Source organism: Streptomyces sp. GQFP, from assembly GCF_021545335.1.
In the GTDB taxonomy this organism is placed as follows: Bacteria; Actinomycetota; Actinomycetes; order Streptomycetales; family Streptomycetaceae; genus Streptomyces.
In genome coordinates this window covers 509508-533888 of the sequence record NZ_CP089312.1, presented here as the reverse complement: position 1 = coordinate 533888, position 24381 = coordinate 509508, and the positions used below count along the sequence as shown (strand labels likewise).

Below are 24381 nucleotides of genomic sequence, written 5' to 3'. Positions count from 1 at the left end.
CAGACTGGCCCTATGACGGAAACGGAATCCAACGTGTACGACGTCGTGGTGCTGGGTGCCGGACCCGTGGGGGAGAACGTGGCCGACCGCACCCGCGCGGCCGGCCTCTCCACCGCGATCGTGGAGAGCGAACTGGTCGGCGGCGAGTGCTCCTACTGGGCCTGTATGCCCAGCAAGGCCCTGCTGCGCCCGGTCATCGCCCGCGCCGACGCCCGCCGCGTGCCCGGGCTCAGCCAGCTCGTGCAGGGCTCCCTGGACGCCGAAGCGGTTCTCGCCCACCGCGACTACGAGACCTCGAACTGGCAGGACGACGGCCAGATCGGCTGGCTCGACTCCATCGGCGCCGACCTCTACCGGGGCCAGGGGCGCCTCGCCGGGCCCCGCACGGTGACGGTGACCGGCGAGGACGGCACCACACACGTGCTCACCGCCCGGCACGCGGTCGCCGTGTGCACGGGCACCCGCGCCCAGCTGCCCGACCTGCCGGGCCTCGCCGAGGTCGGGCCCTGGACGAGCCGGGAGGCGACCAGCGCCAAGTCGGTGCCGGGCCGGCTCATCGTGGTCGGCGGCGGTGTCGTCGCCGTCGAGATGGCCACCGCCTGGCAGGCACTCGGCTCGCAAGTCACCCTGCTGGTCCGGGGCAAGGGCCTGCTGCCCCGCATGGAGCCCTTCGCCGGTGAGCTGGTCGCCGAGGCGCTCGCGGAGGCGGGCACCGACGTCCGTACGGGGACCTCGGTCCGGTCGGTGACCAGGGAGAACGGCACCGTCGTGGCGGTCACGGACACCGGCGACCGGATCGAGGCCGACGAGATCCTCTTCGGCGTCGGCCGCGCCCCGCGCACCGACGACATCGGCCTCGACACGATCGGCCTGGAACCGGGCTCCTGGCTGCCCGTCGACGACAGCCTCCGGGTCACCGGCAGCGAGTGGCTGTACGGGGTCGGCGACGTCAACCACCGTGCCCTCCTCACCCACCAGGGCAAGTACCAGGCCCGGATCGCGGGCGCCGCCATCGCCGCCCGCGCGGCCGGCGTACCGCTTCTGGAGACCGACCGCTGGGGCGCCCACGCGGCCACCGCCGACCACGGCGCGGTCCCGCAGGTCGTCTTCACCGACCCGGAGGCTTCGGCGGTCGGCCTCTCCCTGGCCGAGGCCGAGCAGGCGGGCCGCCGGGTGCGTGCGGTCGACGTGGAGTTCTCCTCGGTCGCGGGCGCGGGCCTGTACGCCGACGGCTACCGGGGACGCGCCCGCATGGTCGTCGACCTGGACAGCGAGACCCTGCTCGGCGTGACCTTCGTCGGCCCCGGCGTCGGCGAGCTGATCCACTCGGCGACCGTCGCCGTCGCCGGCGAGGTGCCGCTGAGCCGGCTGTGGCACGCGGTGCCGTCGTATCCGACGATCAGTGAGGTCTGGCTGCGGCTGCTGGAGGCGTTCCGCGACGGGAAGTAGGGACGAGAGCGCGGGAGGCGAGGCGGTCAGAGGGTGAAGCCCAGCTCATCGGCCGCCTCCGCCGGGGTCGGCTGACCCCACCGCTCCACCACGGCCGCGCTGGAGGACAGCGAGCGCAGTTCGGCACGGTCCAGATAGAGCGTGCCGTCCAGATGGTCGGTCTCGTGCTGGACGATCCGGGCCGGCCACCCCGTGAACACCTCGTCCACCGGACGTCCGTACTCGTCCTGGCCCGTGAGCCGTACCGCCGTGGGCCGGGACACCACCGCCTGCCAGCCCGGCACGCTCAGACAGCCCTCGAAGAACGCGGCCCGCTCGGTGCCGACCGCCTCGTACGCCGGATTCACGATCACCCGGAACGGCAGCGGCACCCGCCCACGCACCACCCGCACCTCCTCCGGCACCGGAGCCGGGTCCTCGATGACCGCGATCCGCAGCCCCACCCCGACCTGAGGGGCCGCCAGACCGACGCCCGGGGCATCGCGCATGGTCTCGCGCAGCGCCTCGACGAAGCGGGTCAGCAGCTCCGGACCGAGCTGTCCGTCGAAGGGCACGGAGGCGCGCCGCAGTACCGGGTCTCCGGCGGCGACGATCGGCAACGGGCCGCCGACGGCCAGGAGTCGTTCGACATGGTCGGCAAGGGCGCTCGGGTCATGGGGAGTTGCCATGGCGTCAGGATGCCACGCACCTCTGACAACCGACGTTCCCTGGTGTGACGTACGCCACTTGAGAGGCCGGGAACTCGACGGCCCGTCCATCCGACTACTGGATCGCCCCCACAGCTGTACGCCCGCACGGCCGCCCCCCGCTCACCGTCCCCAGCCCTCCGGAGACCCCGCCGATGTCCACCGCTCCCACGACCACGACGGACGAATCCCCGGACTCCCCGGATTCGCCGGACGGGTCGAAACCCTCCGCCCCGGCGAAACCGTCCGCAGCCGCCACGCTCCGCCCGCTCGTGCTGCGGCTGCACTTCTACGCGGGCGTGCTCGTCGCCCCGTTCCTGCTGGTCGCCGCTCTGACCGGCTTTCTGTACGCGGCCTCGTTCCAGGCCGAGAAGATCATCTACGCCGATGAGATGACCGTCTCCGTCGGGGACACCAAGCTGCCGATCTCCGAGCAGGTGGCCGCCGCCCGCGAGGCCCACCCCGAGGGCACCGTCACGGCCGTACGCCCCTCGCCCGAGGACGAAGAGACAACACGGGTGATGCTGTCCGGCGTGCCCGGTGTCGGGGAGACCCACACGCTCGCCGTGTTCGTCGACCCGTACACCGCGAAGGTCGAGGGCGCGCTCGAACAGTACGGCTCGACGGGCGCGCTGCCGGTGCGGACCTGGATCGACGAGTTCCACCGCGATCTGCACCTCGGCGAGAACGGCCGTCTCTACAGCGAACTCGCCGCGAGCTGGCTGTGGGTGATCGCGGGCGGCGGTCTGGTGCTGTGGTTCGCCCGGCGCCGTGCGCAGCGCAAGATACGCGGCACCAGCGGGCGGCGCCGCACCCTCGGTCTGCACGGCACCGTCGGCGTCTGGGCCTCGGTCGGCTTCATCTTCCTCTCCGCGACCGGCCTGACCTGGTCTGCCTACGCGGGCGCCAACATCGACGTCCTGCGCACCTCCCTCGGCCAGTCCACCCCGTCGGTCTCCTCCGCAGGGGGCGGCGAGCACACGGGGCACGACGCGGCCGCCGGTTCCGGGAGCACCACCGAGCACGGCGTCGGCCTCGACAAGGTCCTCGCCGCCGCCCGCGCCGAGGGCCTGAGCGACCCCGTCGAGATCGTCCCGCCCGCCGACGAGACCTCCGCGTACGTCGTCAAGCAGGTTCAGCGCAGCTGGCCCACCAAGCAGGACGCGGTCGCTGTGGACCCGACGAGCGGCGAGGTCCTCGACACCGTCCGGTTCGCGGACTACCCGGTGCTCGCGAAGCTGACCCGCTGGGGCATCGACGCGCACACCGGCGTCCTCTTCGGGATCGTCAACCAGCTCGTCCTGATGGCCCTGGCGGCCTCCCTGGTCCTGCTCATCCTGTGGGGCTACCGCATGTGGTGGTTGCGCGGCCGGGCCTCCGCCTTCGGCCGCCCGATCCCGCGCGGCGCCTGGCAGCAGGTGCCCCCGCTGCTCCTCGTACCGCTGATGGCGGTCGTGGCCGTCGTGGGCTACTTCGTTCCGCTGCTCGGCATTCCGCTCGCCGCCTTCATCGCCGTCGACGTGATCCTGGGTGAGATCGATCACCGGCGCGGCAACCGGACGTACAAGGAACGGGCAGGCGCGCAGTAGGGAGTCGTACGAAACGGCCCGGCTCCCCTGTAGGCGGGGAGCCGGGCCGTCGTGCCCGTCGTACGGTCGACTACTCGAAGTCGCCCGCGAGGGCCGAGGCGAGCTTCATGTGCGGTGCGGCTTCCTCGTGGCGGCCCTGGCGCTGGAGGGTGCGTCCGAGCAGCAGCCGGGCGTACTGCTCCACCGGGTCGCGCTCGACGAGGACGAGCAACTCGGCTTCCGCGCGCCGCAGTTGGGCCGAGTGGTAGTAGGCGCGGGCCAGCAGCAGCCGGGGTGCGGTCTGCTCCGGCACCTCCTCGACCAGCCCGCCCAGGACCCGCGCCGCACCGGCGTAGTCCTTGGTGTCGAAGAACAGCCGCGCCCGCTCCCAGCGCTCCGCCGCCGTCCCGTGGTCGTAGTACGTGTCCGTCGTGGTCTTCACTCGTGCCTCCTTCGGAGGCGGTAACCGGCCCGGGCGGTCGTTCATTCCACCGCTGGTCAGGCCATGGCGGCCAGCTCCGCGTTGGCCCGCTCGGTGATCAGTGACAGCACCCGGCCGGCGACGGCCAGATCCCCGTCCGGGATACCGGCGTAGATCCGCGCGGAGTAGGGGGCGGTCTCGGCGCTGGTGGCGCGGTACAGCTCGCGCCCCGCGTCCGTGACCGTGAGCAGGGCGGACTCGGCCGTCAGCAGCCCGCCCTCGACGAGTTCGTCGACGACCGTGTGCGCGTCGGCCTTGTCGATCTTCAGCGCGTCGACGACCTCACCGACGAGGTGCTCGCGGTCGACGGGCCCGTCGGCGACGACGGCGAGCCTCAGCGTCACCGACTGCTGGAAGGTGACGCCATGACGGGCCAGCACGTTTTCGAGGACCGCTCGCGCGGCGTAGTGGGCCAGGGCTATGACACGAGGGTTGAGCGCGGGTGAGGTCGGGGCTGTGGTCATGGCTGTTCCTTCTCGGGGTCGGCGTGGAGCGGGGTGTCGAGCAGTAGCGCCAGGTCGCGGGTGAACTCCCGGGTGCGCTCGCTGTCCAGGCCGCCGAGGGGCTCCAGCAACTGCTGAAGCAGCCCCTGTACGACCTTGATCGCGCGCCGGGCGACCTCGCTGCCCTCCTCGGTGAGGGCCAACTGCACCGCGCGCGGGTCCTGCGGGTCCCGCGCGCGTTCGAGCAGGCCGGCGGTCTCCAGGGCGCGCGCGAGCTTCGACACGTACAGCGGTTCGAGACCGGTGTGGTCGGCGAGCCGGCGCTGACTGGGGCGCAGACCGGCGCGCCGCATGCCGTACAGCGAGGCGACGAGCGAGTACTGCGCGTGGGTCAGCCCGAGGGGCGCGACCGCCCGGTCGACGGCCACACGCCACTTCGTCGACAGCCGCCAGACCAGGTAGCCGGGGGTCGCGCCCTCGGATGTCTTACTCATGCCGGATACGGTACATGGCTACTATATCCATGGCTACTAAATATGACCACTGTGAAGCGGGGAGGGCGTCGGGCGCTTTCCGGCTGCCGCCCGCTTCGGCTACCGCGTCCGACCGCGAGGCTTGAGCGGGGTCGGGGGCAGTTCGGGGGCGGGGAGAGCGCTGCCGTCGTACCCCTTCACGTCACCGAACCGGGTGCCGGTCATCCAGTCCGAGCGAGCCTGCTCGATCTCCGCCTGGGTGCGCCCCACGAAGTTCCACCACATGATCAGCTCCTCCTCGAACGGCTCGCCGCCCAGGAGCATCACGCTCGCGTCGGACGCGGCGCGCAGCGGGAGTTCGGTGCGGCCGCAGCCGAGGTAGAGCATCGAGCCCGGCAGTACCGGCACCCCGTCCACGTGCACCTCGCCGGACATCGCCAGCACCCCGTACTCGAAGTCTGGCACGAGCGGCAGGCGTACGTCCGTGCCGTCCGCGAGGGTCAGGTCGGCGCCGACGATCGGGGTGTACGTCGTGCCGGGCGAGGCCGCGCCGTCGAGGGCGCCGAGGATCACGGTCGCCGTCACGCCGGGTGCCGTGACCGTGGGCAGGTCGGCGTGGTGTTCGAAGTGAGGGTCGGTGTGGCGGTGTTCGTCCGGGAGGGCGACCCACAGCTGCGCGCCGTGCAGGAACCGCGCGTGGGACTTGGGGCTCTCCTCGGAGTGGCTGATCGCTCGGCCGGAGGTCATGAGGCCCAGCTCGCGCGGGCGGATCGTCTGGAGGCTGCCGGTCGAGTCGCGGTGCAGCACCTCGCCCTCGTGCAGCCAGCTCACCGTCTGCAGGCCCATGTGCGGGTGCGGCGGCACCTGCATACCGGGCTCGTCGGCGATGTCGTCCGGCCCGTAGTGGTCGACGAAGGCCCACGCGGCGATCATGCGCCGACCGAGGTTCGGCAGCAGTCGGCGTACCTCGGTGCTCTCGCCGAGTTTCACGACTCGGGGGCTCAGCAGTTCACGTACGGGTTCGGCGACGACGAATCCACGGCCGCCACAGACGCTGGGTACGGGCGCGCGGTCAAGGTTGCTCATGGCGCACAACTTAGTGGGGAGCGGGCTTGTCCTCGCTTTCGGAGGCGAGAAAATCGGAAGCCTTGGTCCCTCTTCGGTGTCGTGGTTCGTATAGTGAATAACCATTCACTGTGGCGTGAGGGGGCTGTCGATGAGCGCAGCCGAGTTTCCCGAGGTCAGCACGGTGGCGGGCGCTGTCCGTGGGCGTCGTGAGGGCGGCCTCGCGGTGTTCCGGGGTACGGGAGGCGTTCGCGTTCGGGCCTCCGCCGCCGCAGGAGATGATGGGCCCCGAGGTTCCGTCCGCCGGGGACGACTGGCTGACCGTCAACGTCTGGACGCCCGACGCGGACCCGGCGGCGCGCCGCCCAGTGCTGGTGTGGATCTACGGCGGCGCCTACAAGTTCGGCTCCGCCGACGACCCGAACTACGACGGCAACCGCCTCTCCCGCGAGGGCGGGACCGTCGTGGTCACCCTCAACTACCGGGTCGGCATCGAGGGGTTCGCCCGGATCGAGGGCGCCCCGGCCAACCGGGGACTGCTCGACCAGGTGGCCGCCCTGGAGTGGGTACGAGAGAACATCGCGGCGTTCGGCGGCGACCCCGACCGGGTCACCGTCTTCGGGGAGTCGGCCGGCGCCGGGTCCATCGCCGCACTGCTCGGCATGGAGCGGGCGCGCGGACTGTTCCGGCGGGCGATCCTGCAGAGCGTGCCCGGCACGTACTTCTCGGACGCGCTGGCCGGGGACATCGCCGAGGCGCTCGCCGGTGAACTCGGGCTGCGTCCGACGGTGGACGACCTGTCCGGCGTGGACCCGCGCAAGCTGCCCGAGGCCGGGGCCACCCTCAGCGCCCGGATGCGCGAGTACGTGCCGAGGTGGGGCGCGGTCGCCCTCACCCCGACCCCGTTCTCGCCCGTGGTCGACGGCGAGGTCCTGGCGACCACCCCGTTCGAGGCCCTGGCGGGCGGCGCCGCGCGGGACGTCGAGCTGATCCTCGGACACACCCGGGACGAGTACCGTCTCTTCCTCATGCTCGGCGGGCTGTTCGGCCGGGTGGACGACGAACTGGCGGCGACCGTCCTGCGTCTGTTCGGCCCCGGCACCGACCCCGAGCAGGCCTACCGCGCCGCGTTCCCGGACGCCTCGGCGGAGTACCTGTTCGAACTCGTGCAGTCCGACTGGCTCTTCCGGATGCCGGTGATCCACCTCGCGGAGGCACAGATCGCCGCGGGCGGCCGGGCCCACGTCTACGAGCTGACCTGGGCCGCTCCCGCGAACGGCGGCGTCCTGGGTGCCTGTCACGGCCTGGACGTGCCCCTGGCCTTCGGCGTCGGCGGCGACGTCAACGGCGGCCTCGGCGGCATGCTGATGGGACCCGTGCCCCTGCCCGAGGCCGAGGAACTCTCCGCCCGACTCCGCTCCGCCTGGACCTCCTTCGCCGCCACGGGCGACCCGGGCTGGCCCGCGTACGACACCGGACGGCGCCTCGTCCAACTCCTCGACACCGAACCGACCGTCGCCGCCTACCCGGAGGAGGCCTCCCGGCGCCTGTGGGAGCGGCACACGTTCGGCGCGCTGCCCCTGACGGCGGAGTAGCGCAGCCCTATCGGGCGGCGAGCAGCCGCAGCACCCGGTCGGAGACCGGCGCGGGCAGGGCACGCAGTGTGCGGACCAACGCCGTTGTCTGCCAGGGGAAACAGGCCTGCGCCGGTTCCCGTTCCAGGGCGCGCACGAGGTACCGGGCCGCGCGCTCCTGGCTGACCTGGAAGGGCTTGGGCAGGCCGTCCCCGTCGACGCGGTCCGTGCCCACGAAGCCCGGGTGGATCGAGGTGAACCGGATGCCCCTGGGCGCCAGTTCGACGCGCGCGGCGTCGAGGAGGGTGCGTACGGCCGCCTTCGCCGCCGAGTACGGGCCCTGGCGGGGGATGCCCATCAGCCCGGCGAGGGAGTTGGTGTGGGCGATGAGACCTCCGTCGGGCTGCTCGCCCAACTGCCGGATCAGCGGGACCAGATAGTTGACGACGACGTCGTAGTTCAACGCCATGATCCGTGCGACGTCGGCCGTGCCGACCTGGTCCATGGACATGTCCGGTCCCTGGCCCGCGTTGAGCAGCGCGATGTCCACGGAGCCGAACTCCGCGACGGCGGCTGCCACGACCCCGGACGCCGCATCCGGGTCCAGGGCGTCGGCGGCGATGTCCAGGCAGGCGCTGCCTGCCGCCCGTACCTCCTGGGCCACGGCGGCCAGTTCGGGGGCGCGGCGGGCCGTGAGGACGAGCCGGTTGCCCGCCGGGGCGAGCTGCCGGGCCACCGCCGCGCCGATACCCGAGGAGGCGCCGACGATCAGGACCGTCCGGCCGGTGATGGTCGTGGCGGTCACAGTCACAGGAAGTGGTGTCCCTCGCCGCGGTAGGTGGGCACGGTGTCGACCACCGCGCCGTCGCTGACCAGATGCAGGTCGCCGATGCGTTCGCACAGTTCACCGGCCTTGGCGTGCCGCAGCCACACCCGGTCCCCGATGTTCAGGACGCTCGCGGCCTTGCCCACCAGCGGGGTCTGCACCTCACCGAAGGACTCGGTGGCGGTGACCCGTAGCCCCAGAGGCCAGGCCAGTGTGGGCAGCCGGTCCTTGCCGAGCGGCCCGGACGCGATCCAGCCGCCGCCCAGGAGTGTGGCGACCGAGGAGGAGGGACGGCGTACGACGGGCAGCACGAAGTAGGCCGCCGGGACGGGTCGGAAGGCGCGGTAGAAGTCGAACAGGCCGGGACCGTACAGGCCGGAGCCCGCCGCGAGTTCGGTCACGGAGTCCTCGCGGGTCGTCGTCTCCAGGCTGCCCGTGCCGCCGCCGTTGACGAACCGCAGCGGTGTCACCGCCTGTACGGCCGCGACCGCGGCTTCCCGGCGGTGGCTCAGCTCCTCGACGGAGGAACGCTGCATCGCCCGTACGACGGCCCGCTTAAGCGCGTTGCCGGGCACGTTGTCGCCCAGACCGGCGACCTGACCCTCGTACCCCATGATGCCCGTCAGCTCGAAGCCCGGCCGGGACGCGACCTCGCGCGCGAACGCCTGTGCCTCCTGCGGGGTGTGCACCGGGGACCGGCGCGGCCCCAGGTGGACCCGGCCGCCCGCCAGACGCAGGGCCGCGTCCAGTTCCAGGCAGACCTGGATACGGGTCTCGCGGGGGCCGGTCGCCGCGTCGATCAGGTCGAGATGCTCGACGCAGTCCACCATCAGGGTGATGCGGGACGCGAGCCGTTCGTCGGCGGCGAGTCGGCGCAGTGCCGTGCGGTCGGCGGTGGGGTAGCCGACGACGATGTCGTCGAACTCCTCGGCCAGCCACAGGGCTTCGGGCAGGGTGAAGCCGAGGATGCCGGCGAATCCCGGGCGGTCCAGGGCGCGCCGCATGAGGGCGCGGGAGCGGAGCGACTTGCTGGCCAGCCGGATCGGCTTGCCGCCCGCACGGCGCTCCAGGTCGAGGGCGTTGGCGTCGAAGGCGTCCAGGTCGATGACGCCGAAGGGCGGTTCGAGGCCGGCGGTCGCCGCCCGCAGCCGGTCGAAATGGCTCTGCGTCGCGGGAGCCGAACCGGCTCTGGGAGCAGTGGTGTTGAGGGTCATCGGTCGGTGTCTCCTTGCTCGGATGCTGCTGTCGGGGCCGGGACGAGACCCGTGCTGCGCCGCTCGGCCATGGCCACCACTTTGGGGATCACGAAGCGCATCAGCCGGGGGAACACACCGGCGGCCCGCTGCACGCGTCCACCGATGGCGGGGTGGACGACTTCGACGGGCTTCTTCTCGATCGCGTCGACGATCACCGAGGCGACCTTCTCGGGGCTGAGCGGCTTCTCGGCGAAGGTGATCACCGCGCTGGGGTCGGCCATCTCCTGCTCCAGCATGGGGGTTCGGGTGCCGGGCGGATGGACGATGCTGAAGGTCACGGGCCCGTCCCGTTCCTCGATGGCCACGCTGTGGTGGAAGGCGCGCAGCCCGTGCTTGGTCGCGCCGTAGGTGGTGTAGCCGGGCAGCGGCAGGAACGACGTCATGCTGCACACGGTGACGATGTGCCCGTGGCCCTGGGCGCGCATCCGGGGCAGGGCGGCCAGCATGCCGTTGATCGGGCCGAGCAGGTTCACCTCGATCATGTGGCGGTGCCGGGACGGCGCCAACTGGCGTGCGTAGCCGGTGTGGATGATCCCCGCGTTGTTCACGAGCACGTCCACCGGGGCGAGTTGGTCCGCCACGGCGTCCAACGTCGCTTCCCATGCGGCCTCGTCGCGGATGTCCAGCTCGAACGCGTGGGCGCCGGGCCCGAGTTCGTCGGCGATCCGAGTCGCTCCGGCCAGGTCGATGTCGGCTAGCGCGACCCGGTGACCCCGGCGCACCGCCTCGCGCGCGGTCGCCGCGCCGATGCCGCTCGCGGCGCCGGTGATCAGCACGACGCGTGCGGCCGGGGCGCCGTCCGTTCGAGGTGCGTGCATGGGAACTCCCGGGAAAAGAGGGCCGGTTGGCGAGGGACGCGGTCAGGACGGCAAGGCGTACGCCTCCAGCCGAGACCCGCCCAGACCGGCCGCTCGCTGCGGGTCGTCGGTCGGTGTCGTGGCCGCGTACAGGGTGTTGCCGTCGGGTCCGGCGACCAGGCAGCTCAGGGTGGGTTGACTGGTGGCGACGCGGTCGAGGATCGCGCCGCCGGGTCCGACCCGGACGCACTCGCCGCGCAGCGCGTTGGCGACCCAGGCCGTGCCGTCCCGGCCGGGTGCGATGCCGTCGGGGGCGATGGGGCTGGCGGAGCGGTCGGCCACGGCACGGTGGTCGAGGAGGGCGGAGATCCGCCGGGTGAAGCGGCCCAGGAGACCGGGGTGGTTGAGGGAGGTCCACAAGGCGGAGGGGATCAGGGGAGCCCAGGGGCGGGGCGGGCCCAGGCGGCCGTCGGCGAGTACGGGGAGCGCGGTGAGGCGCATCGCGAGGGTCTCGGCGACGAGCAGGGTGGACTCGTCGTCCAGGAGGAACATGCCGTTCGGGAACACCAACGGCTCGCTCAGGCCCAGGAGTTCGCCCTCGGGGGAGAGACAGGCGATCGGTGTCCTGGGCGGCCCCGGTGGGACGTACAGCATGGAATTGGGCTGCCGACGGACGAAGCCGTGATAGTCGAAGCCGAAGTTGCCGACGTAGGCGCGGCCCAGCCGGTCGACGAACATGTCGTTGACGGGACCCCCGGCGATGCCCTTCAGATCGGCGTGCACGACCAGCGAGCCGTCCGGCTCCCGCCGGTACACACAGTGCCCGTCCATGGAGACGACCAGCATCCGCCCGTCGGGCAGCCACCCCAGACCGCCCGCCCGGCCGGGTACCTCCACCACCGTCTCCGGCTCACCTCGGGTGTCCCAGCGGTGCACCGTCCCATGGGCGAGATCGCAGAACCACAGGGCGTCGTCGTGCCAGCGCAACGACTCCAGGACGCCGTAGCCGTCCAGAACCACTGTGGCCCTCGGTCGCACCACTGCCTCCTGAGGCTGCTGAACGGATCCCGCGCCCCCGATAGGGGCGCGGGGCTGTATCGATTTGCGGCTCCGCCGCGGGGCGCGACCAGCCCCCACCGGCCCGCGGGTGAACGAAGCACATGCCCGTCCCCCGCACGCTACGGTGGCCCAAGCAAGAGAAGTAAGTCAAGCGTCCTGGACATCTGACTTACTTCTTAAGGACCGGTTGGCTATCCTGACGACCGAACCAACAGGTGAGCCCCATGCGGAGAGGAGAACGCGTGCCCCGCATGGCGGCGAGCGACCGGCGAGCGGAGCTCCTGGAGGCGGCGATCCGGGTCATGGCGCGCGACGGCGTCGCCAAGGCGACCACCCGCGCGGTGGTCACCGAGGCGGGCATGACCCTCGGAGCCTTCCACTACTGCTTCGAATCCAGGGCCCAACTGCTCGAACTCGTCACCGAGACCCTCACCGAGCGGTACGTCGCCGAGGTCCGCGGTCTGTTCGCCCCGCACAAGGACATCCGCGACAGCGTCCTCGACAGCCTGCACGCGTTCTGGAAGGGCTTCGAGGCCAACCCCGGTGAGCACCAGATCAGTTACGAGCTTACGCAGTACGCCCTGCGCAACTCCGGCTTCGAGGACGTCGCCGGGAAGCAGTACGAGATCTTCCTGCGCGCTTTCGCCTCGCTGCTCGAACTCGCCGCCGACAACGCGGGGATCGAGTGGACGAAACCCGTGCCGGTGCTCGCGCGGTACGTCCTGTCGATGATCGACGGCCTCAACATGATCTGGCTCGTCGACCGCAACACCGACGACAGCCGGGCCGCGCTGGAGATGCTCGCCGATCACCTCCTCCTGCACGCCCGGCCACGAGCCGCCTGAGCCGTGGGCCGCTCGACCTGAGGGAAAGGGTGTCCGCATGGCGTTCGCCGACTACCAGAACGAGATCTACCTCAACGGGCTGGGCGGAGTTCTGCCGTCCTTCCCCATGGAGTTCGCCGAGTTGGAGGAACGGGCCCGCGCCGCGCTCCCGCCGTCCGCCTGGTCCTACGTCGCCGGGGGAGCCGGCGACGAGCGCACCCAGCGGGCCAACGTCGAGGCATTCGCCCGCTGGGGCCTGATCCCGCGCATGCTCGTCGGTGCCGCCCAACGGGACCTGACCGTCGAGCTGTTCGGGACGACACTCCCGTCACCGGTGTTCCTCGCCCCGATCGGCGTCATCGGACTGTGCGCCCAGGACGGACACGGCGACCTGGCCACGGCCCGCGCCGCCGCCCGCACCGGAGTGCCGATGGTCGCCTCCACGTTCTCCGTCGACCCGCTGGAGGACGTGGCCGCCGAACTCGGCGACACCCCCGGCTTCTTCCAGCTCTACACCCCGACCGACCGGAACATCGCCGAGAGCCTCGTCCAGCGTGCCGAGCACGCCGGGTACCGGGGCATCGTCGTCACCCTCGACACCTGGATCACCGGCTGGCGCCCCCGGGATCTCGCGACGGCCAACTTCCCCCAGCTGCGCGGTCACTGCCTCGCCAACTACACCGGCGACCCGGCGTTCCGGGCCGCGCTCGGCCGACCGCCCGAAGAGGATCCGCAGGCCGCGATCCTCCACTGGACCCAGATCTTCGGCAACCCGCTCACCTGGGACGACCTGGACTGGCTGCGCTCGCTGACCGACCTCCCCCTGATCCTCAAGGGCATCTGTCACCCCGAGGACGCGCGCCGCGCCCGCGACGCGGGAGTGGACGCCCTCTACTGCTCCACCCACGGCGGCCGGCAGGCCAACGGCGGCCTCCCCGCCCTCAACGTCCTGCCCGGCGTCGTCGAGGCCGCGGGCGAGCTGCCGGTCCTGTTCGACTCCGGCGTCCGCAGTGGCGCCGACATCGTCAAGGCACTCGCCCTCGGCGCGACAGCGGTCGGCATCGGCCGCCCGTACGCCTACGGTTGCGCCCTCGGCGGCACGGACGGCATCGTGCACGTACTGCGGGCCCTGCTCGCCGAGACGGACCTGATCATGGCCGTGGACGGCTACCCGTCCCTCAAGGACCTCGTACCCGAGGCACTCCAGGCCGTCTGACCGACTGACCGTCCGACCGCCTGCCCATCCGGCCACCCCGTTCAACCGATCGGCTGAACGGGGATTCAACCTGCCGCTCTCCCCCTCGCTCCTTCCAGCCGACGCGAAGACCCTCTCGCTCGCGTCAGGATCGAACCGCAGACCCCCCAGGAGAACCCCCCATCAGAGAGGCCCGCAGAGTGTCCAGCTTCCTCAGCAGACGACGTGTACTCGCCACCGGAGCCGGAGCGGCCCGGGTGGACCTCGAAGTCAGCGACGACGGCGTCGGGTTCGACCCGGCCGAGGTCTTCGCCCGCACCCCGCACGGCGCGGGCCGTGGCTTCGGACTGCCCGCCGCACGGGCGCGGCTGCGCGAGTACGGCGGTGACCTCGGCGTCTGCGGCGAGCCCGGCCGGGGCACCCGGATCCGGGCCACGGTCTCCGCACGGCCCCGACCGCAGCCCGCAGCCGCGCCCGTCCCCACGGCGACTGCCGGATGACCGCGGACCCGCCCGGTGCGCCCGGGCCGCTGCGCCTCCTGATCGCGGACGACCACGCCGTCGTACGGGCCGGCCTGCGCGCGCTCATCGAGGGCGAACCGGACCTCGATGTGATCGCCGAGGCCGGCAGCGCTGAGGAGGCTGTCTCTCTGGTCGCCCGGATGCTCCCGGATGTCGCGCTGATGGACCTCCGGTTCGGGAGTCCGGGCGGCGGGATCGACAGGATCGAGGCGATCCGCCGGCTCGTCGCCGAGGCACCCGGCGTGGCGGTGGTGATGCTGACCAGCTATGCCGGACGGGCCGATGTCGTACGGGCGTTGGAGGCGGGCGCCCGGGGTTATGTCCTCAAGGCGGGGCCGCCCGAGGAGTTGTTCCGCGCGGTGCGCGGGGCCGCGGCCGGGGCTCTGGGGCTGGCCCCGGAGGTCGTCGGGGAACTCGTCGGCCAAGTGGTCAGCCCGGAGCACGAGTTGAGCGGGCGCGAGATCGAGGTCGTACGGCTGATGGCCGAGGGGCGCAGCAACCGGGCCATCGCCGAGGCACTGTTCCTCAGCGAGGCCACGGTCAAGACGCACCTCGTGCGCGTCTACCGCAAGCTCAAGGTCGACAACAGGGCGGCGGCGGTGTCGGAGGCCGTGCGCAGGGGAGTACTCGAACTCGCCTGACCTGGATGGGGAGTTGCTGCTCCTCCCGGCCGTGGTGGGCCTGACGTCCACTGACGCACGCCAGGACATACGGGGCATTGCTAAATATGATAGGAGAAATGCCGCTGTCCCACTGCGGGAGGCCGTGATGATCCGGTTCACGATGATGCCCGGCGAGGACGGCGACTGCCTGCTCCTCGAATACGGCGACGACACGTTCGTCCATCGGATCCTTGTCGACGGTGGACGCGCGGGCACGTATCCGCTGATCAAACCGGTGCTCGCCGGACTCGACGGGCTGGTCGACGTCCTCGTCGTCACCCATGTCGACCAGGACCACGTCCTAGGTGTCCTCGCCCTGCTGGAGGATCCGGAGCGGTCGGTGGAGTTCGGGGACGTGTGGTTCAACGGCTTCGACCACCTGGTCGACGCCGAGGGGTTCGGCGCGCAGGACGGCGAGAGGCTCACCAGTGCGTTGCTGGGGCAGAACATGCCCTGGAACGATGCCTTCGGCGGGCGCGGTGCCGAGGTCGGGCAGCGGATTGGGTGGTTCGACGACGGGTCCACGATGGAGGTGCTCTCGCCCGACCGCCGGCAACTGGAGCGGCTGGCCCCGGTGTGGGTGGACGTGTGTGCCGAGCACGGGCTGATCCCGGGCCGGGACCCCGATGAGCCACCCCCTGTAGACGGCTTCGAGCCCTTCGGCGGCGCCGTGGACGTGGAGCAGCTCGCCGCGACGCCGTTCAAGCGGGACCCCTCGCCGACGAACGTCTCCAGCATCGGGCTGCTCTTCGAGTTCGAGGACCGGCGGATCGTCCTCACCGGCGACGCGGACGACCGCCGACTCGTCGAGTCGCTGCGGCCCCGCGCCCAGGCGGCGGGCGGACGGCTCCATGTGGACGTCCTCAAGGTCGCCCACCACGGCAGCAAGCACAACATCTCCACGGACCTCCTGGACCTTCTCGACTGCGACCGTTATCTGATCTCCACGAGCGGCGCCCGGCACCACCACCCCGACGACATCGCCATGTCCCGGATCCTTCAGCGCGGCGGCGCACAGAAGGAGATCGTCTTCAACTACCGCGACCGCGCCGCACCCTGGGACGTCACCTCTCTCAAGGACCGCTTCGGCTACACGGTGACGGCACCGGCGCCGGACGCGGACGACGGCTTCGTGACCTTCGAACTCTGACACCGGCACATCGCTCGGATGGCGGCCCCGGCTTGACAGGCGGACGATGGAAGGGAGCGGGGGTCCGACAGCCATGACGGGGGACGGGAGGCACGACATGCTGGAGATCAAGACAGTCGAGAAGCCTGACGAGCGGCGCGATTTCCCCCGGGGACACCTCGAAGCCGTACACCTCACGGGGCTCGACTTCGCCATCGGAACCTTCGAACCGGGCTGGCGCTGGTCCGAGTCCGTCGGGCCCATCGTGGGCACGAAGAGCTGCGAGATCCACCACAACGGCTATGTCCTCCAGGGCCGGATGCACATCCGCATGGACGACGGCGGCGAGAGCGAGGTGGGACCCGGCGATGTCTTCGTGTGTCCGGCCGGGCACGACGCGTGGGTCGTCGGCGACGAGCAGGTCATCGTCCACGACTTCGCGGGAGGCATGGCGCAGGAGTACGCGAAGGCACCGGAAGGAAGCTGACAGAACTCACCCCTGTCAGGGATGACGCCGGTTCGCCTCAGACCGTGATGACGACCTTCGCCCGCGCATGCTCCTTCACGAGATACCGCATCGCGTCGGGAACCTCGCTCAGCGCATACGTACGGTCGATGACCGGGGCTATCTTCCCGGCCTCCGCCAACTCGCACAGTGCCGTGAGGTTCTCCCGGCTCGCCACAGCCGGTAGTTCGAGGAGCCGCTGGCGGACGAAGGGCGCCACCAGCCTCCGCTTGATGAACAGCCCCATGGGTCCCACGAGGCTGCCGCCCTCGTACACCCCGCCGCCCGACAGCAGGAGTGTCCCGGTGGGTGTCAGGACGCGCCGGAACGCGCTCAGGGAGTGGTTGCCGACCAGGTCGAGCACGACGTCGTAGCGCTTGTCGCCGAGGGTGAAGTTCTCCTGGGTGTAGTCGATGACGTGGTCCGCGCCGAGTGAGGCGACCATCTCCACGTTCCGCGTCCGGCACACGGCGGTCACCTCCGCGCCGTACGCCTTGGCGAGCTGCACTGCGAACGTGCCCACGCCGCCCGACGCGCCGTTGATCAGCACCGTCTGCCCCGGCGCCAACCGGGCCAGGTCGCGCAGGCCGATGAGGGCGGTATTCGCGGCCAGGGGGATCGCGGCGGCCTGTTCGAAGGTGAGGCCGGCGGGTTTGCGGGCCACCGAGTCCTCGGCCGCGCACACGTACTCCGCGAAGGCCCCGTCCGCCTCGCCGTACACCTCGTCGCCGAGCGAGATGCCCTTGACCTCGCTGCCGACCGCCTCCACCCGGCCGGCGAAGTCCCGGCCCCGGACCTTCAGCTTCGGCCTCGACAGCCCGAATGTCGCGCGCGCCAGCTTCGGGTCGCCGTGCATGAAATGCCAGTCGTACGCGTTCAGCGACGAGGCGTGCACCCGCACCAGCACCTGCCGGGCCGTCGGCACCGGCTTGTCGATGTCGCTCACCTTCAGCACGTCCGCCGAGCCGTAGGCGTCCTGAGTCACTGCCTTCATCTCGTCCCGTCCCCCCCCCTCGCGCACGGCACTCGCCGCTACTCGCGAGCCTAGGGGGAGCGTCATGGGCGCGGGTATCCGGGAAAAGCCGTATTCGACCCGTAGGGGTCCGACCGCACTTGCCCCGAGAAACCGATCGGTTTACGCTCGTGAGAGCCGGATGGAAACCGATCGGTTTCCTCGGTGGTTCAGGCGGGCTCTGCCCGCACCGCCCCTTGTCCCACGCTCCAGGAGAACCTCATGACGCGCATCGAAGGCTCGGTCGTCCTCGTCACCGGCGGCAGCCGCGGTATCGGACGGGCGCTGGTCGAAGCGCTCTACGGGCGGGGCGCGAAGAAGGTGTACGCCACGGCACGCGACCCCCGGGCCGTCACCCACCCCGACGCCGTACCGCTGGCCCTGGAGGTGAGCGACCTCGCGTCCGTCGCGGCGGCGGCCGAGCTGGCCCAGGATGTGACCGTCCTGATCAACAACGCGGGCGCCTCGGTGAACGCCAACTTCCTGGACTCGCCCGTGGACGACGTGCGCCGCGAGTTCGAGACCAACTTCTACGGCCCCCTCCTCGTCACCCGGGCCTTCGTCCCGGTCATCGAGCGCAACGGCGGCGGCCACATCCTCAACGTGCACTCGGTGCTGTCCTGGATCGGCCTCGCGGGCTCCTACAGCGCATCCAAGGCCGCCTTCTGGTCCCAGACCAACTCCCTGCGCCTCGACCTGAAGCCGCGCGGCATCGACGTCACGGGCCTGCACGTCGGCTACGTCGACACGGACATGACCGCCGGTATCGACGCCCTCAAGTCGACCCCGGACGGCGTCGCCGCACAGGCCCTGGACGGCATCGAGTCCGGCGCCTTCGAGGTACTGGCCGACGACCTCAGCCGCCAGGTGAAGGCGGGCCTCGCGGCGGGTGTCGAGGTGCTCTACCCCCAACTCACCGCATAGTCACGCCGGTTACCCGGTTACCCGGTTGCCCGGTTGCCCGGCCACCGTCACACCGGCAGCAACCGGGTGATCAGCGCGCCGAGTTGGCGGGCGTTGCGGCACTCGCGCATCTCCACCAGCTCGGCGTACGCGGGCGCCGCCGAGTCGCCCGTGCCCCACTGGGACCGTCCCTCGGGGTTCAACCAGTAGACGCGGCGGGCCCGTTCGGCCAGCTGCCGTACCGCGGGCAGATTCGGGTCGCTCATGTTCGTACGGGCGTCACCGAGCACGAACACGGTGGTGCGCGGGCCCACCGCGTCGGCGTACCGCTCCGTGAACTCGCCCAGCGCGACGCCGTAGTCGCTGCTGCCGTGCCAGCCCGTCAGGGTCGCCTCCGCACGGATGCGGGCGCCGAGCCCCTCGGGGTCGGCGGCGCCGTGCACGAGCAGGCCGGTCACCTCGTCGACGCGGTTGACGAAGGCGAACACACGGACCTTGCTGAACTGGTCGTGCAGCGCCTGCACCAGCAGCATCGTGAAGTCGGAGAAGCCGGCCACCGAGCCCGACACATCGCACAGCAGCACCAGTTCGGGCCGGGCGGGCCGGCGTCGGCGCAGTACGGGCCGCATCGGCACCCCGCCCGTCGACAGGGAGGCGCGCACCGTGCGGCGCAGGTCGATCGAGCCGCGTGCGGCCTTGCGGCGGCGCGCCGCCAGCCGGGTGGCGAGTTTGCGCGCGAGCGGCTGAACGGCCCTGCGCAGTTCGGTCAGTTGGGCGCGTCCGGCGATCAGGAAGTCGACCCGGTCGGCGGTCGGGGCCACCGCCCGTCGGGCGATCTCGTCCCGGCCGCGCCGCTCGGCCACCCGGCGCCGGGCCTCCGCGCCGACCAGTCGCCGGAACGCCTCGATCCGCCGCCGGATCTCGTCGTCGAGCAGCCGGTCGGCGAACTCCGTCTCCCCGGCGCCCTCACGGAGGCTCGCCCGCACCCGGGCCAGCAGTGTCTGTGGCCGAATCCGGTCCAGGGTCTGGTACGACGACCAGCCGTCCGACCCCGGCGATGAGCCGTATCCGCCGAAGCCGTCGACCGCCTCGACGGCCAACTGGGCAAGCAGCGCACGGTCGTTGGCGGCCAGCGCGGCCGCGATCCGGTCCCGCAGTTCGTCCCGGTCCGCGGGCCCAGCAGTGCCGGGCGCTCCGACACTGCGCGGAAAATACAAGTCGAAGACCGGGTCGAACACCGGACGCTGGTCCGTGCCGTGCAGCAGGGTCGCGGCCAGCCCCTCGCGCAGCAACTCCCGGTCCGCGAACCCGAGTACGGCCACCGCCTGTGCCGCGTCCACGGTCTCCCCGGTGCCGATCCGGACGCCGTGCGAGCGCAGTGCACCGACGAGCCCTGTCAGGCGTTCAGTGACATCGGCGCCATAACTGGCCTCAGTGGAGCGCGCGTTCACAGTGCGTCCAGGTCCAACTTGGCGCTCGCCTTGAGGACGTCGTCCTGGTGCTTGAGGAGGACGCCCAGGCTGTCCCGTACGACCGTCTCGTCGAGCGTGTCCGCGCCCAGGGCCAGCAGGGTGCGGGCCCAGTCGATGGTCTCGGAGACCGACGGGACCTTCCGCAGGTCCATCGCGCGCAGCGCGCCCACCACCCGTACCACCGACTCGGCCAGTGCCGCGTCGAGGTCCGGCACCTTCAGCCGTACGATGCGACGCTCCAACTCGGCGTCGGGGAAGCCGATATGGAGGAAGAGGCAGCGGCGGCGCAGGGCCTCGGAGAGTTCGCGGCTGGCGTTGGAGGTGAGGACGACGAAGGGGCGGCGGGTCGCGGTGATCGTGCCCAGTTCGGGGACCGTGACCTGGAAGTCGGAGAGCACTTCGAGGAGCAGGCCCTCCACCTCGACGTCCGCCTTGTCGGTCTCGTCGATCAGCAGCACCTTGGGCTCGTCGCCGCGAATGGCGGTCAGCAGGGGCCGCGGGAGCAGGAACTCCTCGCTGAAGATGTCGGTGCGCGTCGCGTCCCATGTCTCGTCGCGGCCCGCGCTGATGCGGAGCAGCTGCTTGGCGTGGTTCCACTCGTACAGCGCCCTCGACTCGTCGACGCCCTCGTAGCACTGGAGACGGATCAGCTCCGCTCCGGCGATCTCGGCGACGGCCTTGGCCAGCTCGGTCTTGCCGACACCGGCCGGGCCCTCCACCAGGAGCGGCTTGCCGAGGCGGTCGGCCAGGAAGACCGTGGTGGCGACGGCGGGGGAGGCCAGGTAGCCGGTCTCGGCGAGGCGCGCGGAGACGTCGTCGACGGAAGTGAACAACGGGGCCTCCAGCGTGGGCGCGAATGGGGTGCGAACAGGTTCGGATCTACTATCTAAGCGCTTGTTCATGCCCTCTGTCACGAGTGAACCGATCGGTTTCCCCGGCTCCGGCCCGCGAGGTAACCTCGCACTATGGCCACTACGGACAAGGCGACCCCCCGCGACCGGCTGCTCGACGCGGCGGCCGAGCTGTTCTACCGCGACGGCGTCTCCATCGGCGTCGAGGCGCTGTGCAAGGCCGCAGGAGTCTCCAAACGGTCGATGTACCAGCTCTTCCCGAGCAAGGACGAGGTTCTCGCGGCCAGCCTGGACCGACGCTCGGCCGGGTACGCCGAGCAGCTCCTGCCCGGCCCGCAGGACGCCGGCACCCCGCGCGAGCGCGTCCTCGGCCTGTTCGAGCGGCTGGAGAAGGCGTCCACGGAACCCGGCTACCAGGGCTGCCCCTTTCTGGCCGCGCTCGTCGAACTGAAGGACCCCGGGCACCCGGCGAGCGTGGTCGCCCAGCAGGCCAAGCAGCGCCTCCAGGACTGGTTCCGCACCCAGGCGGAAGCGGGCGGCGCGCGCGAACCCGAGCTGCTGGCCCGGCAGTTGATGCTCGTCTTCGACGGCGCGAGTGCCCGCTCCGGCGCCCGCATCGAGTCCCTGGCCGGGCTGACCACGGTGACGGTGGCGTCGCTGATGGACGCGGCGGGAGTGGCGTAGCCCCCGCACAACGGGACGCCCGATCAGCGCACAACGGGAGGCCCGATCAGTGGCCCCCACCACTCACCAGCACCACCTCCAGAGTGCGCGGCCCGTGCACCCCCTCGACCCGGTCCAGCTCGATGTCGCTGGTCGCCGATGGCCCGGAGATCCAGGTCAACGGGCGTGCAGGGTCGAGGAGTTCGAGGGCCTGGGGCACGGACGAGACGACCTGGTCGGGGACCCTTACAACACAGATGTGATGGTCGGGGACGAGCGTGATCCGGCGGCGGCCCTGGTCGGGGGAGCCGTCCAGGACGATGGTGCCGGTCTCGGCGACGGCGAGGGCGCAGGCCGTGACCACACTGTCGACCCGGTCCAGGTCGTACGGTGTGCTCTCGCCCCGGTCCGGGACGCGTACGGCGTCGGTGGCCGACAGCCAGCGCTCGTCCAGACCGGGCGGTACGGCCACGGAGGCCGAGCCGTGTCCGGCCAGTGTCCCGGCGAGGAGAGTCGGCAGCTCGTCGTCGGTGCAGCGGTGCACGATCGCCCGGTAGTCCGCCAGGTTCTCGGCGAGGAGTTCGACCGTCTCCTCGACGCCGCGGTTTCCGTGCTCGCGCAGATAGTCGCGGTCGACGGCCTGGTCGTACGGCGGGTCGTCACGGGGCACGTCGGCGAGGGCGCGGCGCACCCGGCCCAGGATCAGGTCGCGGCTGTTCACTTGCTGGTGTCCTTTCCGCCGTTGGTGCGCTGCCACCAGTCGCGGAACGGCTCCGCCGGTACGGTCGGCAGATCGCGGGTGCCGCTCCAGGCCTTGCCGGGCCCCGGCAGGGTGCGGGGATGGAAACGGCGCGTCCGGGACGCGAGGCGCTGCCCGGTGCGCAGGGCGCCGGGATGGCTGAACGCCCAGCGGGCGGCGCGCATCGCGGCCCGCTCGGCGGCGTGGCCCTTCGCCGGCTTCAGGACGACCTTGTTGCCCTCCCGTGTCACCGGCCCGCCCTCCACGACACGTTCCCGCAGATGCACCAGCACCTCGGGGATGTCGATGGCGACCGGGCACACCTCGTAGCAGGCCCCGCACAGCGAGGAGGCGTACGGGAGCGAGGCGTCGATCTCGCTTGCGATGCCCCGGAGTTGGGGGCTGAGGATGGCGCCGATCGGGCCGGGATAGACGGAGCCGTAGGCATGGCCGCCGGCCCGCTCGTACACCGGGCAGACGTTGAGGCAGGCCGAGCAGCGGATGCAGCGCAGGGCCTGACGGCCGACCTCGTCGGCGAGGGTGTCGGTGCGGCCGTTGTCGATCAGGACCAGATGGAAGGTCTGCGGGCCGTCGCCGTCCGTCGTACCGGTCCACGTCGACGTGTACGGGTTCATGCGCTCGGCGGTCGAGGAGCGGGGGAGGGTCTGGAGGAAGACCTCCAGGTCGCGCCAGGTCGGCACGATCTTCTCGATGCCGACGACCGAGATCAGCGTTTCCGGCAGGGTCAGGCACATCCGCCCGTTGCCCTCCGACTCGACCACCACCAGGGTGCCCGTCTCGGCGACCATGAAGTTGGCGCCGGAGACGCCCACCTTGGCGCGCAGGAACTTCTCCCGGAGATGGACGCGTGCCGCTTCGGCCAGCTCGGCGGGCGTGTCGGTGAGACCCTCGGGAGCCGGGCGGCCCCACTCGCTCATCTCGCGCACGAAGATGTCCCGGATCTCACCGCGGTTCCGGTGGATCGCCGGGACGAGGATGTGCGAGGGCCGGTCCTTGCCCAACTGCACGATCAGCTCGGCGAGATCGGTCTCGTAGGCGCTGATGCCCTCGGCCTCCAGGGCCTCGTTCAGCCCGATCTCCTGCGTTGCCATCGACTTGACCTTGACGACCTCCGACTCCCCGGTCATCCGCACCAGTTCGACGACGATCCGGTTGGCCTCCTCGGCGTCGGCGGCCCAGTGCACATGGCCACCCGCCGCCGTGACCGACTCCTCCAACTGGACGAGATAGCGGTCGAGATGACGGAGCGTATGGTCCTTGATCCGCTTGCCCGCCTCCCGCAACTCCGCCCAGTCGGACACCTCGGCGACGGCCTTCGCCCGTTTGCCGCGGATCGTGTGGGTGGCGTGGCGCAGATTTCCGCGCAGGGTCTGGTTGTTGACCGCCTCGTGGGCCGCCTTGGGAAAGGCCGGCATTCCGACGAACGTCCCGCCGCTCATGTCAGGGGCTCCTCTTCCGTGCTCGCCAGGATCTCCGCGATGTGCACCGGCCGCATCCCGGTGGAGAGCCGGGTCATGGTGCCGCCGATGTGCATGAGACACGAGTTGTCGGCGGCGCACAGCACCTCCGCGCCCGTCGACTCGGCGTTGCGCACCTTGTCGGCCCCCATCGCCGCCGAGACATCGGAGTTCTTCAGCGCGAACGTCCCGCCGAAGCCACAGCACTCGTCGGCCCCCGGCAGCTCGAGCAGCTCCAGCCCCTTGACGGCCTGGAGGAGCCGACGCGGCCGGTCGGCGAGCCCGAGCCCGCGCAGACCATGACAGGTCGGGTGATAGGTGACGGTGTGCGGGTAGTAGGCGCCCACGTCCGTCACCCCCAGCACATCCACCAGGAACTCCGTCAACTCGTACGTCTTCGGCACCACGGGCGCCAGCGTCGCGGCGAGGGTGTCCCCGCGCCCCTCGGCCCGCGCCCGCTCACCCATCCGGGGATAGAGATCGCGCACCATCGCCCCGCACGACCCGGAGGGCGTCACGATCGCCTCGTACCCCCCGAAGACATCGGAGAAATGCCGGGCGAGCGGCTCGGCCTCATGGCGGTACCCGGTGTTGTAGTGCGCCTGCCCACAGCAGGTCTGCGCCATCGGGAAGTCGACCTCGACGCCCAGCCTGGTCAGCAGTTTCACCACGGCGCGGCCCGTGTCCGGATAGAGCGTGTCGTTGACACAGGTCAGGAACAGGGCGACACGCATCGCAGCTCCTAGTGGT

General features: G+C 71.3%; 26 protein-coding genes. 11 read left to right on the top strand and 15 right to left on the bottom strand.

Translation table 11 applies throughout. The features are described 5' to 3' along the window. The first annotated feature begins 12 nt into the window (after positions 1–12). Positions 13–1449 (top strand): dihydrolipoyl dehydrogenase family protein, encoded by a 1437-nt coding sequence (locus tag LUX31_RS02500; RefSeq protein ID WP_235472865.1) that lies wholly within the window; start codon positions 13–15, stop codon positions 1447–1449. Positions 1450–1475: 26 nt separating this feature from the next. Here the strand turns inward: LUX31_RS02500 and LUX31_RS02495 are convergent, their stop codons facing one another. Then, complete coding sequence (locus LUX31_RS02495) at positions 1476–2117, bottom strand: peptide deformylase (RefSeq protein ID WP_235472864.1); 642 nt, start codon at positions 2115–2117, stop codon at positions 1476–1478. A gap of 173 nt (positions 2118–2290) precedes the next feature. Here LUX31_RS02495 and LUX31_RS02490 point away from each other — a divergent pair, with 173 nt between their 5' ends. Next, complete coding sequence (locus tag LUX31_RS02490) at positions 2291–3724, top strand: PepSY-associated TM helix domain-containing protein (RefSeq protein WP_235472863.1); 1434 nt, start codon at positions 2291–2293, stop codon at positions 3722–3724. Positions 3725–3794: 70 nt separating this feature from the next. Here the strand turns inward: LUX31_RS02490 and LUX31_RS02485 are convergent, their stop codons facing one another. The 4 genes from LUX31_RS02485 to LUX31_RS02470 form a co-directional block, all read right to left on the bottom strand. Next, positions 3795–4145 carry a tetratricopeptide repeat protein gene (locus tag LUX31_RS02485; protein ID WP_235472862.1) on the bottom strand — a complete coding sequence of 117 codons (351 nt, stop codon included), beginning with the start codon at positions 4143–4145 and terminating at the stop codon, positions 3795–3797. Between the two features lie 56 nt (positions 4146–4201). Next, entirely contained in the window at positions 4202–4648 is a 447-nt protein-coding gene (locus LUX31_RS02480) for a MarR family winged helix-turn-helix transcriptional regulator (RefSeq protein ID WP_235472861.1), read from the bottom strand. Then, positions 4645–5121 carry a MarR family winged helix-turn-helix transcriptional regulator gene (locus LUX31_RS02475; protein WP_235472860.1) on the bottom strand — a complete coding sequence of 159 codons (477 nt, stop codon included), beginning with the start codon at positions 5119–5121 and terminating at the stop codon, positions 4645–4647. The genes LUX31_RS02480 and LUX31_RS02475 overlap by 4 nt, the downstream gene beginning before the upstream one ends. 99 nt (positions 5122–5220) lie before the next feature. Next, positions 5221–6186, bottom strand: coding sequence for a pirin family protein (locus LUX31_RS02470; protein ID WP_235472859.1), 966 nt, complete (start codon positions 6184–6186; stop codon positions 5221–5223). 179 nt (positions 6187–6365) lie between these two features. Here LUX31_RS02470 and LUX31_RS02465 point away from each other — a divergent pair, with 179 nt between their 5' ends. Beyond that, the gene (locus LUX31_RS02465; RefSeq protein WP_443045920.1) at positions 6366–7760 is read left to right on the top strand and encodes a carboxylesterase/lipase family protein; all 1395 of its coding nucleotides are present in this window, start codon (positions 6366–6368) and stop codon (positions 7758–7760) included. A gap of 7 nt (positions 7761–7767) precedes the next feature. Here LUX31_RS02465 and LUX31_RS02460 read toward each other — a convergent pair whose 3' ends face one another. From LUX31_RS02460 to LUX31_RS02445, 4 genes are read right to left on the bottom strand one after another with little or no spacing between them, the layout of a single operon-like run. Further along, positions 7768–8544, bottom strand: a complete 777-nt coding sequence (locus tag LUX31_RS02460; protein ID WP_235472858.1) for an SDR family NAD(P)-dependent oxidoreductase — start codon at positions 8542–8544, stop codon at positions 7768–7770. A 2-nt stretch (positions 8545–8546) separates the two neighbouring features. Beyond that, positions 8547–9779, bottom strand: coding sequence for an amino acid deaminase/aldolase (locus LUX31_RS02455; RefSeq protein WP_235472857.1), 1233 nt, complete (start codon positions 9777–9779; stop codon positions 8547–8549). Beyond that, positions 9776–10639: an SDR family NAD(P)-dependent oxidoreductase gene (locus LUX31_RS02450; RefSeq protein ID WP_235472856.1), complete on the bottom strand. Its 864-nt coding sequence runs from the start codon at positions 10637–10639 to the stop codon at positions 9776–9778. The genes LUX31_RS02455 and LUX31_RS02450 overlap by 4 nt, the downstream gene beginning before the upstream one ends. A 42-nt stretch (positions 10640–10681) precedes the next feature. Then, positions 10682–11656: an SMP-30/gluconolactonase/LRE family protein gene (locus tag LUX31_RS02445; protein WP_235472855.1), complete on the bottom strand. Its 975-nt coding sequence runs from the start codon at positions 11654–11656 to the stop codon at positions 10682–10684. 272 nt (positions 11657–11928) lie between these two features. Between LUX31_RS02445 and LUX31_RS02440 the strand changes: the two genes are divergently transcribed. The 6 genes from LUX31_RS02440 to LUX31_RS02415 all read left to right on the top strand — a co-directional run bounded on the left by LUX31_RS02440 (position 11929) and on the right by LUX31_RS02415 (position 16495). Further along, complete coding sequence (locus LUX31_RS02440) at positions 11929–12522, top strand: TetR/AcrR family transcriptional regulator (protein WP_235479772.1); 594 nt, start codon at positions 11929–11931, stop codon at positions 12520–12522. A 37-nt stretch (positions 12523–12559) separates the two neighbouring features. Next, positions 12560–13717 carry a lactate 2-monooxygenase gene (locus LUX31_RS02435; protein WP_235472854.1) on the top strand — a complete coding sequence of 386 codons (1158 nt, stop codon included), beginning with the start codon at positions 12560–12562 and terminating at the stop codon, positions 13715–13717. 179 nt (positions 13718–13896) lie between these two features. Next, entirely contained in the window at positions 13897–14196 is a 300-nt protein-coding gene (locus LUX31_RS02430; RefSeq protein ID WP_235472853.1) for an ATP-binding protein, read from the top strand. Further along, on the top strand, positions 14193–14858 hold the full coding sequence (locus tag LUX31_RS02425; protein ID WP_235472852.1) for a response regulator transcription factor: 666 nt from the start codon (positions 14193–14195) through the stop codon (positions 14856–14858). The genes LUX31_RS02430 and LUX31_RS02425 overlap by 4 nt, the downstream gene beginning before the upstream one ends. A gap of 127 nt (positions 14859–14985) precedes the next feature. Further along, positions 14986–16029 carry a hypothetical protein gene (locus tag LUX31_RS02420; protein ID WP_235472851.1) on the top strand — a complete coding sequence of 348 codons (1044 nt, stop codon included), beginning with the start codon at positions 14986–14988 and terminating at the stop codon, positions 16027–16029. A gap of 97 nt (positions 16030–16126) precedes the next feature. Next, positions 16127–16495 carry a cupin domain-containing protein gene (locus tag LUX31_RS02415; RefSeq protein ID WP_235472850.1) on the top strand — a complete coding sequence of 123 codons (369 nt, stop codon included), beginning with the start codon at positions 16127–16129 and terminating at the stop codon, positions 16493–16495. Between the two features lie 37 nt (positions 16496–16532). On the opposite strand, the gene LUX31_RS02410 is transcribed toward LUX31_RS02415, so the two are convergent. Then, on the bottom strand, positions 16533–17507 hold the full coding sequence (locus LUX31_RS02410) for an NAD(P)-dependent alcohol dehydrogenase (RefSeq protein WP_235472849.1): 975 nt from the start codon (positions 17505–17507) through the stop codon (positions 16533–16535). Between the two features lie 240 nt (positions 17508–17747). Here LUX31_RS02410 and LUX31_RS02405 point away from each other — a divergent pair, with 240 nt between their 5' ends. Then, positions 17748–18449 carry an SDR family oxidoreductase gene (locus LUX31_RS02405; RefSeq protein ID WP_235472848.1) on the top strand — a complete coding sequence of 234 codons (702 nt, stop codon included), beginning with the start codon at positions 17748–17750 and terminating at the stop codon, positions 18447–18449. A 47-nt stretch (positions 18450–18496) separates the two neighbouring features. Here LUX31_RS02405 and LUX31_RS02400 read toward each other — a convergent pair whose 3' ends face one another. After that, positions 18497–19879: a vWA domain-containing protein gene (locus LUX31_RS02400; protein WP_235472847.1), complete on the bottom strand. Its 1383-nt coding sequence runs from the start codon at positions 19877–19879 to the stop codon at positions 18497–18499. Continuing rightward, positions 19876–20733 carry an AAA family ATPase gene (locus LUX31_RS02395; RefSeq protein WP_235472846.1) on the bottom strand — a complete coding sequence of 286 codons (858 nt, stop codon included), beginning with the start codon at positions 20731–20733 and terminating at the stop codon, positions 19876–19878. Before LUX31_RS02395 ends, LUX31_RS02400 begins: the two co-directional genes overlap by 4 nt. 132 nt (positions 20734–20865) lie before the next feature. Between LUX31_RS02395 and LUX31_RS02390 the strand changes: the two genes are divergently transcribed. After that, the gene (locus LUX31_RS02390) at positions 20866–21435 is read left to right on the top strand and encodes a TetR/AcrR family transcriptional regulator (protein WP_235472845.1); all 570 of its coding nucleotides are present in this window, start codon (positions 20866–20868) and stop codon (positions 21433–21435) included. Positions 21436–21481: 46 nt separating this feature from the next. Here LUX31_RS02390 and LUX31_RS02385 read toward each other — a convergent pair whose 3' ends face one another. Genes LUX31_RS02385 through LUX31_RS02375 form a run of 3 tightly spaced genes read right to left on the bottom strand, consistent with a single transcriptional unit; the run spans position 21482 to position 24365 of the window. Continuing rightward, the gene (locus LUX31_RS02385) at positions 21482–22135 is read right to left on the bottom strand and encodes a LutC/YkgG family protein (RefSeq protein WP_235472844.1); all 654 of its coding nucleotides are present in this window, start codon (positions 22133–22135) and stop codon (positions 21482–21484) included. Next, entirely contained in the window at positions 22132–23613 is a 1482-nt protein-coding gene (locus LUX31_RS02380) for a LutB/LldF family L-lactate oxidation iron-sulfur protein (RefSeq protein ID WP_235472843.1), read from the bottom strand. The genes LUX31_RS02385 and LUX31_RS02380 overlap by 4 nt, the downstream gene beginning before the upstream one ends. After that, a complete protein-coding gene (locus LUX31_RS02375) occupies positions 23610–24365 on the bottom strand; it encodes a (Fe-S)-binding protein (RefSeq protein ID WP_235472842.1) in 756 nt (251 codons plus the stop codon). The genes LUX31_RS02380 and LUX31_RS02375 overlap by 4 nt, the downstream gene beginning before the upstream one ends. Positions 24366–24381: the final 16 nt, after the last annotated feature.

Coding starts and splice junctions, on each gene's coding strand:
- LUX31_RS02475 (WP_235472860.1), bottom strand. CDS start 5,121: ATGAGTAAGACATCCGAGGGCGCGACCCCCGGCTACCTGGTCTGGCGG.
- LUX31_RS02375 (WP_235472842.1), bottom strand. CDS start 24,365: ATGCGTGTCGCCCTGTTCCTGACCTGTGTCAACGACACGCTCTATCCG.
- LUX31_RS02405 (WP_235472848.1), top strand. CDS start 17,748: ATGACGCGCATCGAAGGCTCGGTCGTCCTCGTCACCGGCGGCAGCCGC.
- LUX31_RS02410 (WP_235472849.1), bottom strand. CDS start 17,507: ATGAAGGCAGTGACTCAGGACGCCTACGGCTCGGCGGACGTGCTGAAG.
- LUX31_RS02450 (WP_235472856.1), bottom strand. CDS start 10,639: ATGCACGCACCTCGAACGGACGGCGCCCCGGCCGCACGCGTCGTGCTG.
- LUX31_RS02390 (WP_235472845.1), top strand. CDS start 20,866: ATGGCCACTACGGACAAGGCGACCCCCCGCGACCGGCTGCTCGACGCG.
- LUX31_RS02415 (WP_235472850.1), top strand. CDS start 16,127: ATGCTGGAGATCAAGACAGTCGAGAAGCCTGACGAGCGGCGCGATTTC.
- LUX31_RS02470 (WP_235472859.1), bottom strand. CDS start 6,186: ATGAGCAACCTTGACCGCGCGCCCGTACCCAGCGTCTGTGGCGGCCGT.
- LUX31_RS02425 (WP_235472852.1), top strand. CDS start 14,193: ATGACCGCGGACCCGCCCGGTGCGCCCGGGCCGCTGCGCCTCCTGATC.
- LUX31_RS02435 (WP_235472854.1), top strand. CDS start 12,560: ATGGCGTTCGCCGACTACCAGAACGAGATCTACCTCAACGGGCTGGGC.
- LUX31_RS02495 (WP_235472864.1), bottom strand. CDS start 2,117: ATGGCAACTCCCCATGACCCGAGCGCCCTTGCCGACCATGTCGAACGA.
- LUX31_RS02480 (WP_235472861.1), bottom strand. CDS start 4,648: ATGACCACAGCCCCGACCTCACCCGCGCTCAACCCTCGTGTCATAGCC.
- LUX31_RS02455 (WP_235472857.1), bottom strand. CDS start 9,779: ATGACCCTCAACACCACTGCTCCCAGAGCCGGTTCGGCTCCCGCGACG.
- LUX31_RS02420 (WP_235472851.1), top strand. CDS start 14,986: ATGATCCGGTTCACGATGATGCCCGGCGAGGACGGCGACTGCCTGCTC.
- LUX31_RS02500 (WP_235472865.1), top strand. CDS start 13: ATGACGGAAACGGAATCCAACGTGTACGACGTCGTGGTGCTGGGTGCC.
- LUX31_RS02380 (WP_235472843.1), bottom strand. CDS start 23,613: ATGAGCGGCGGGACGTTCGTCGGAATGCCGGCCTTTCCCAAGGCGGCC.
- LUX31_RS02490 (WP_235472863.1), top strand. CDS start 2,291: ATGTCCACCGCTCCCACGACCACGACGGACGAATCCCCGGACTCCCCG.
- LUX31_RS02440 (WP_235479772.1), top strand. CDS start 11,929: ATGGCGGCGAGCGACCGGCGAGCGGAGCTCCTGGAGGCGGCGATCCGG.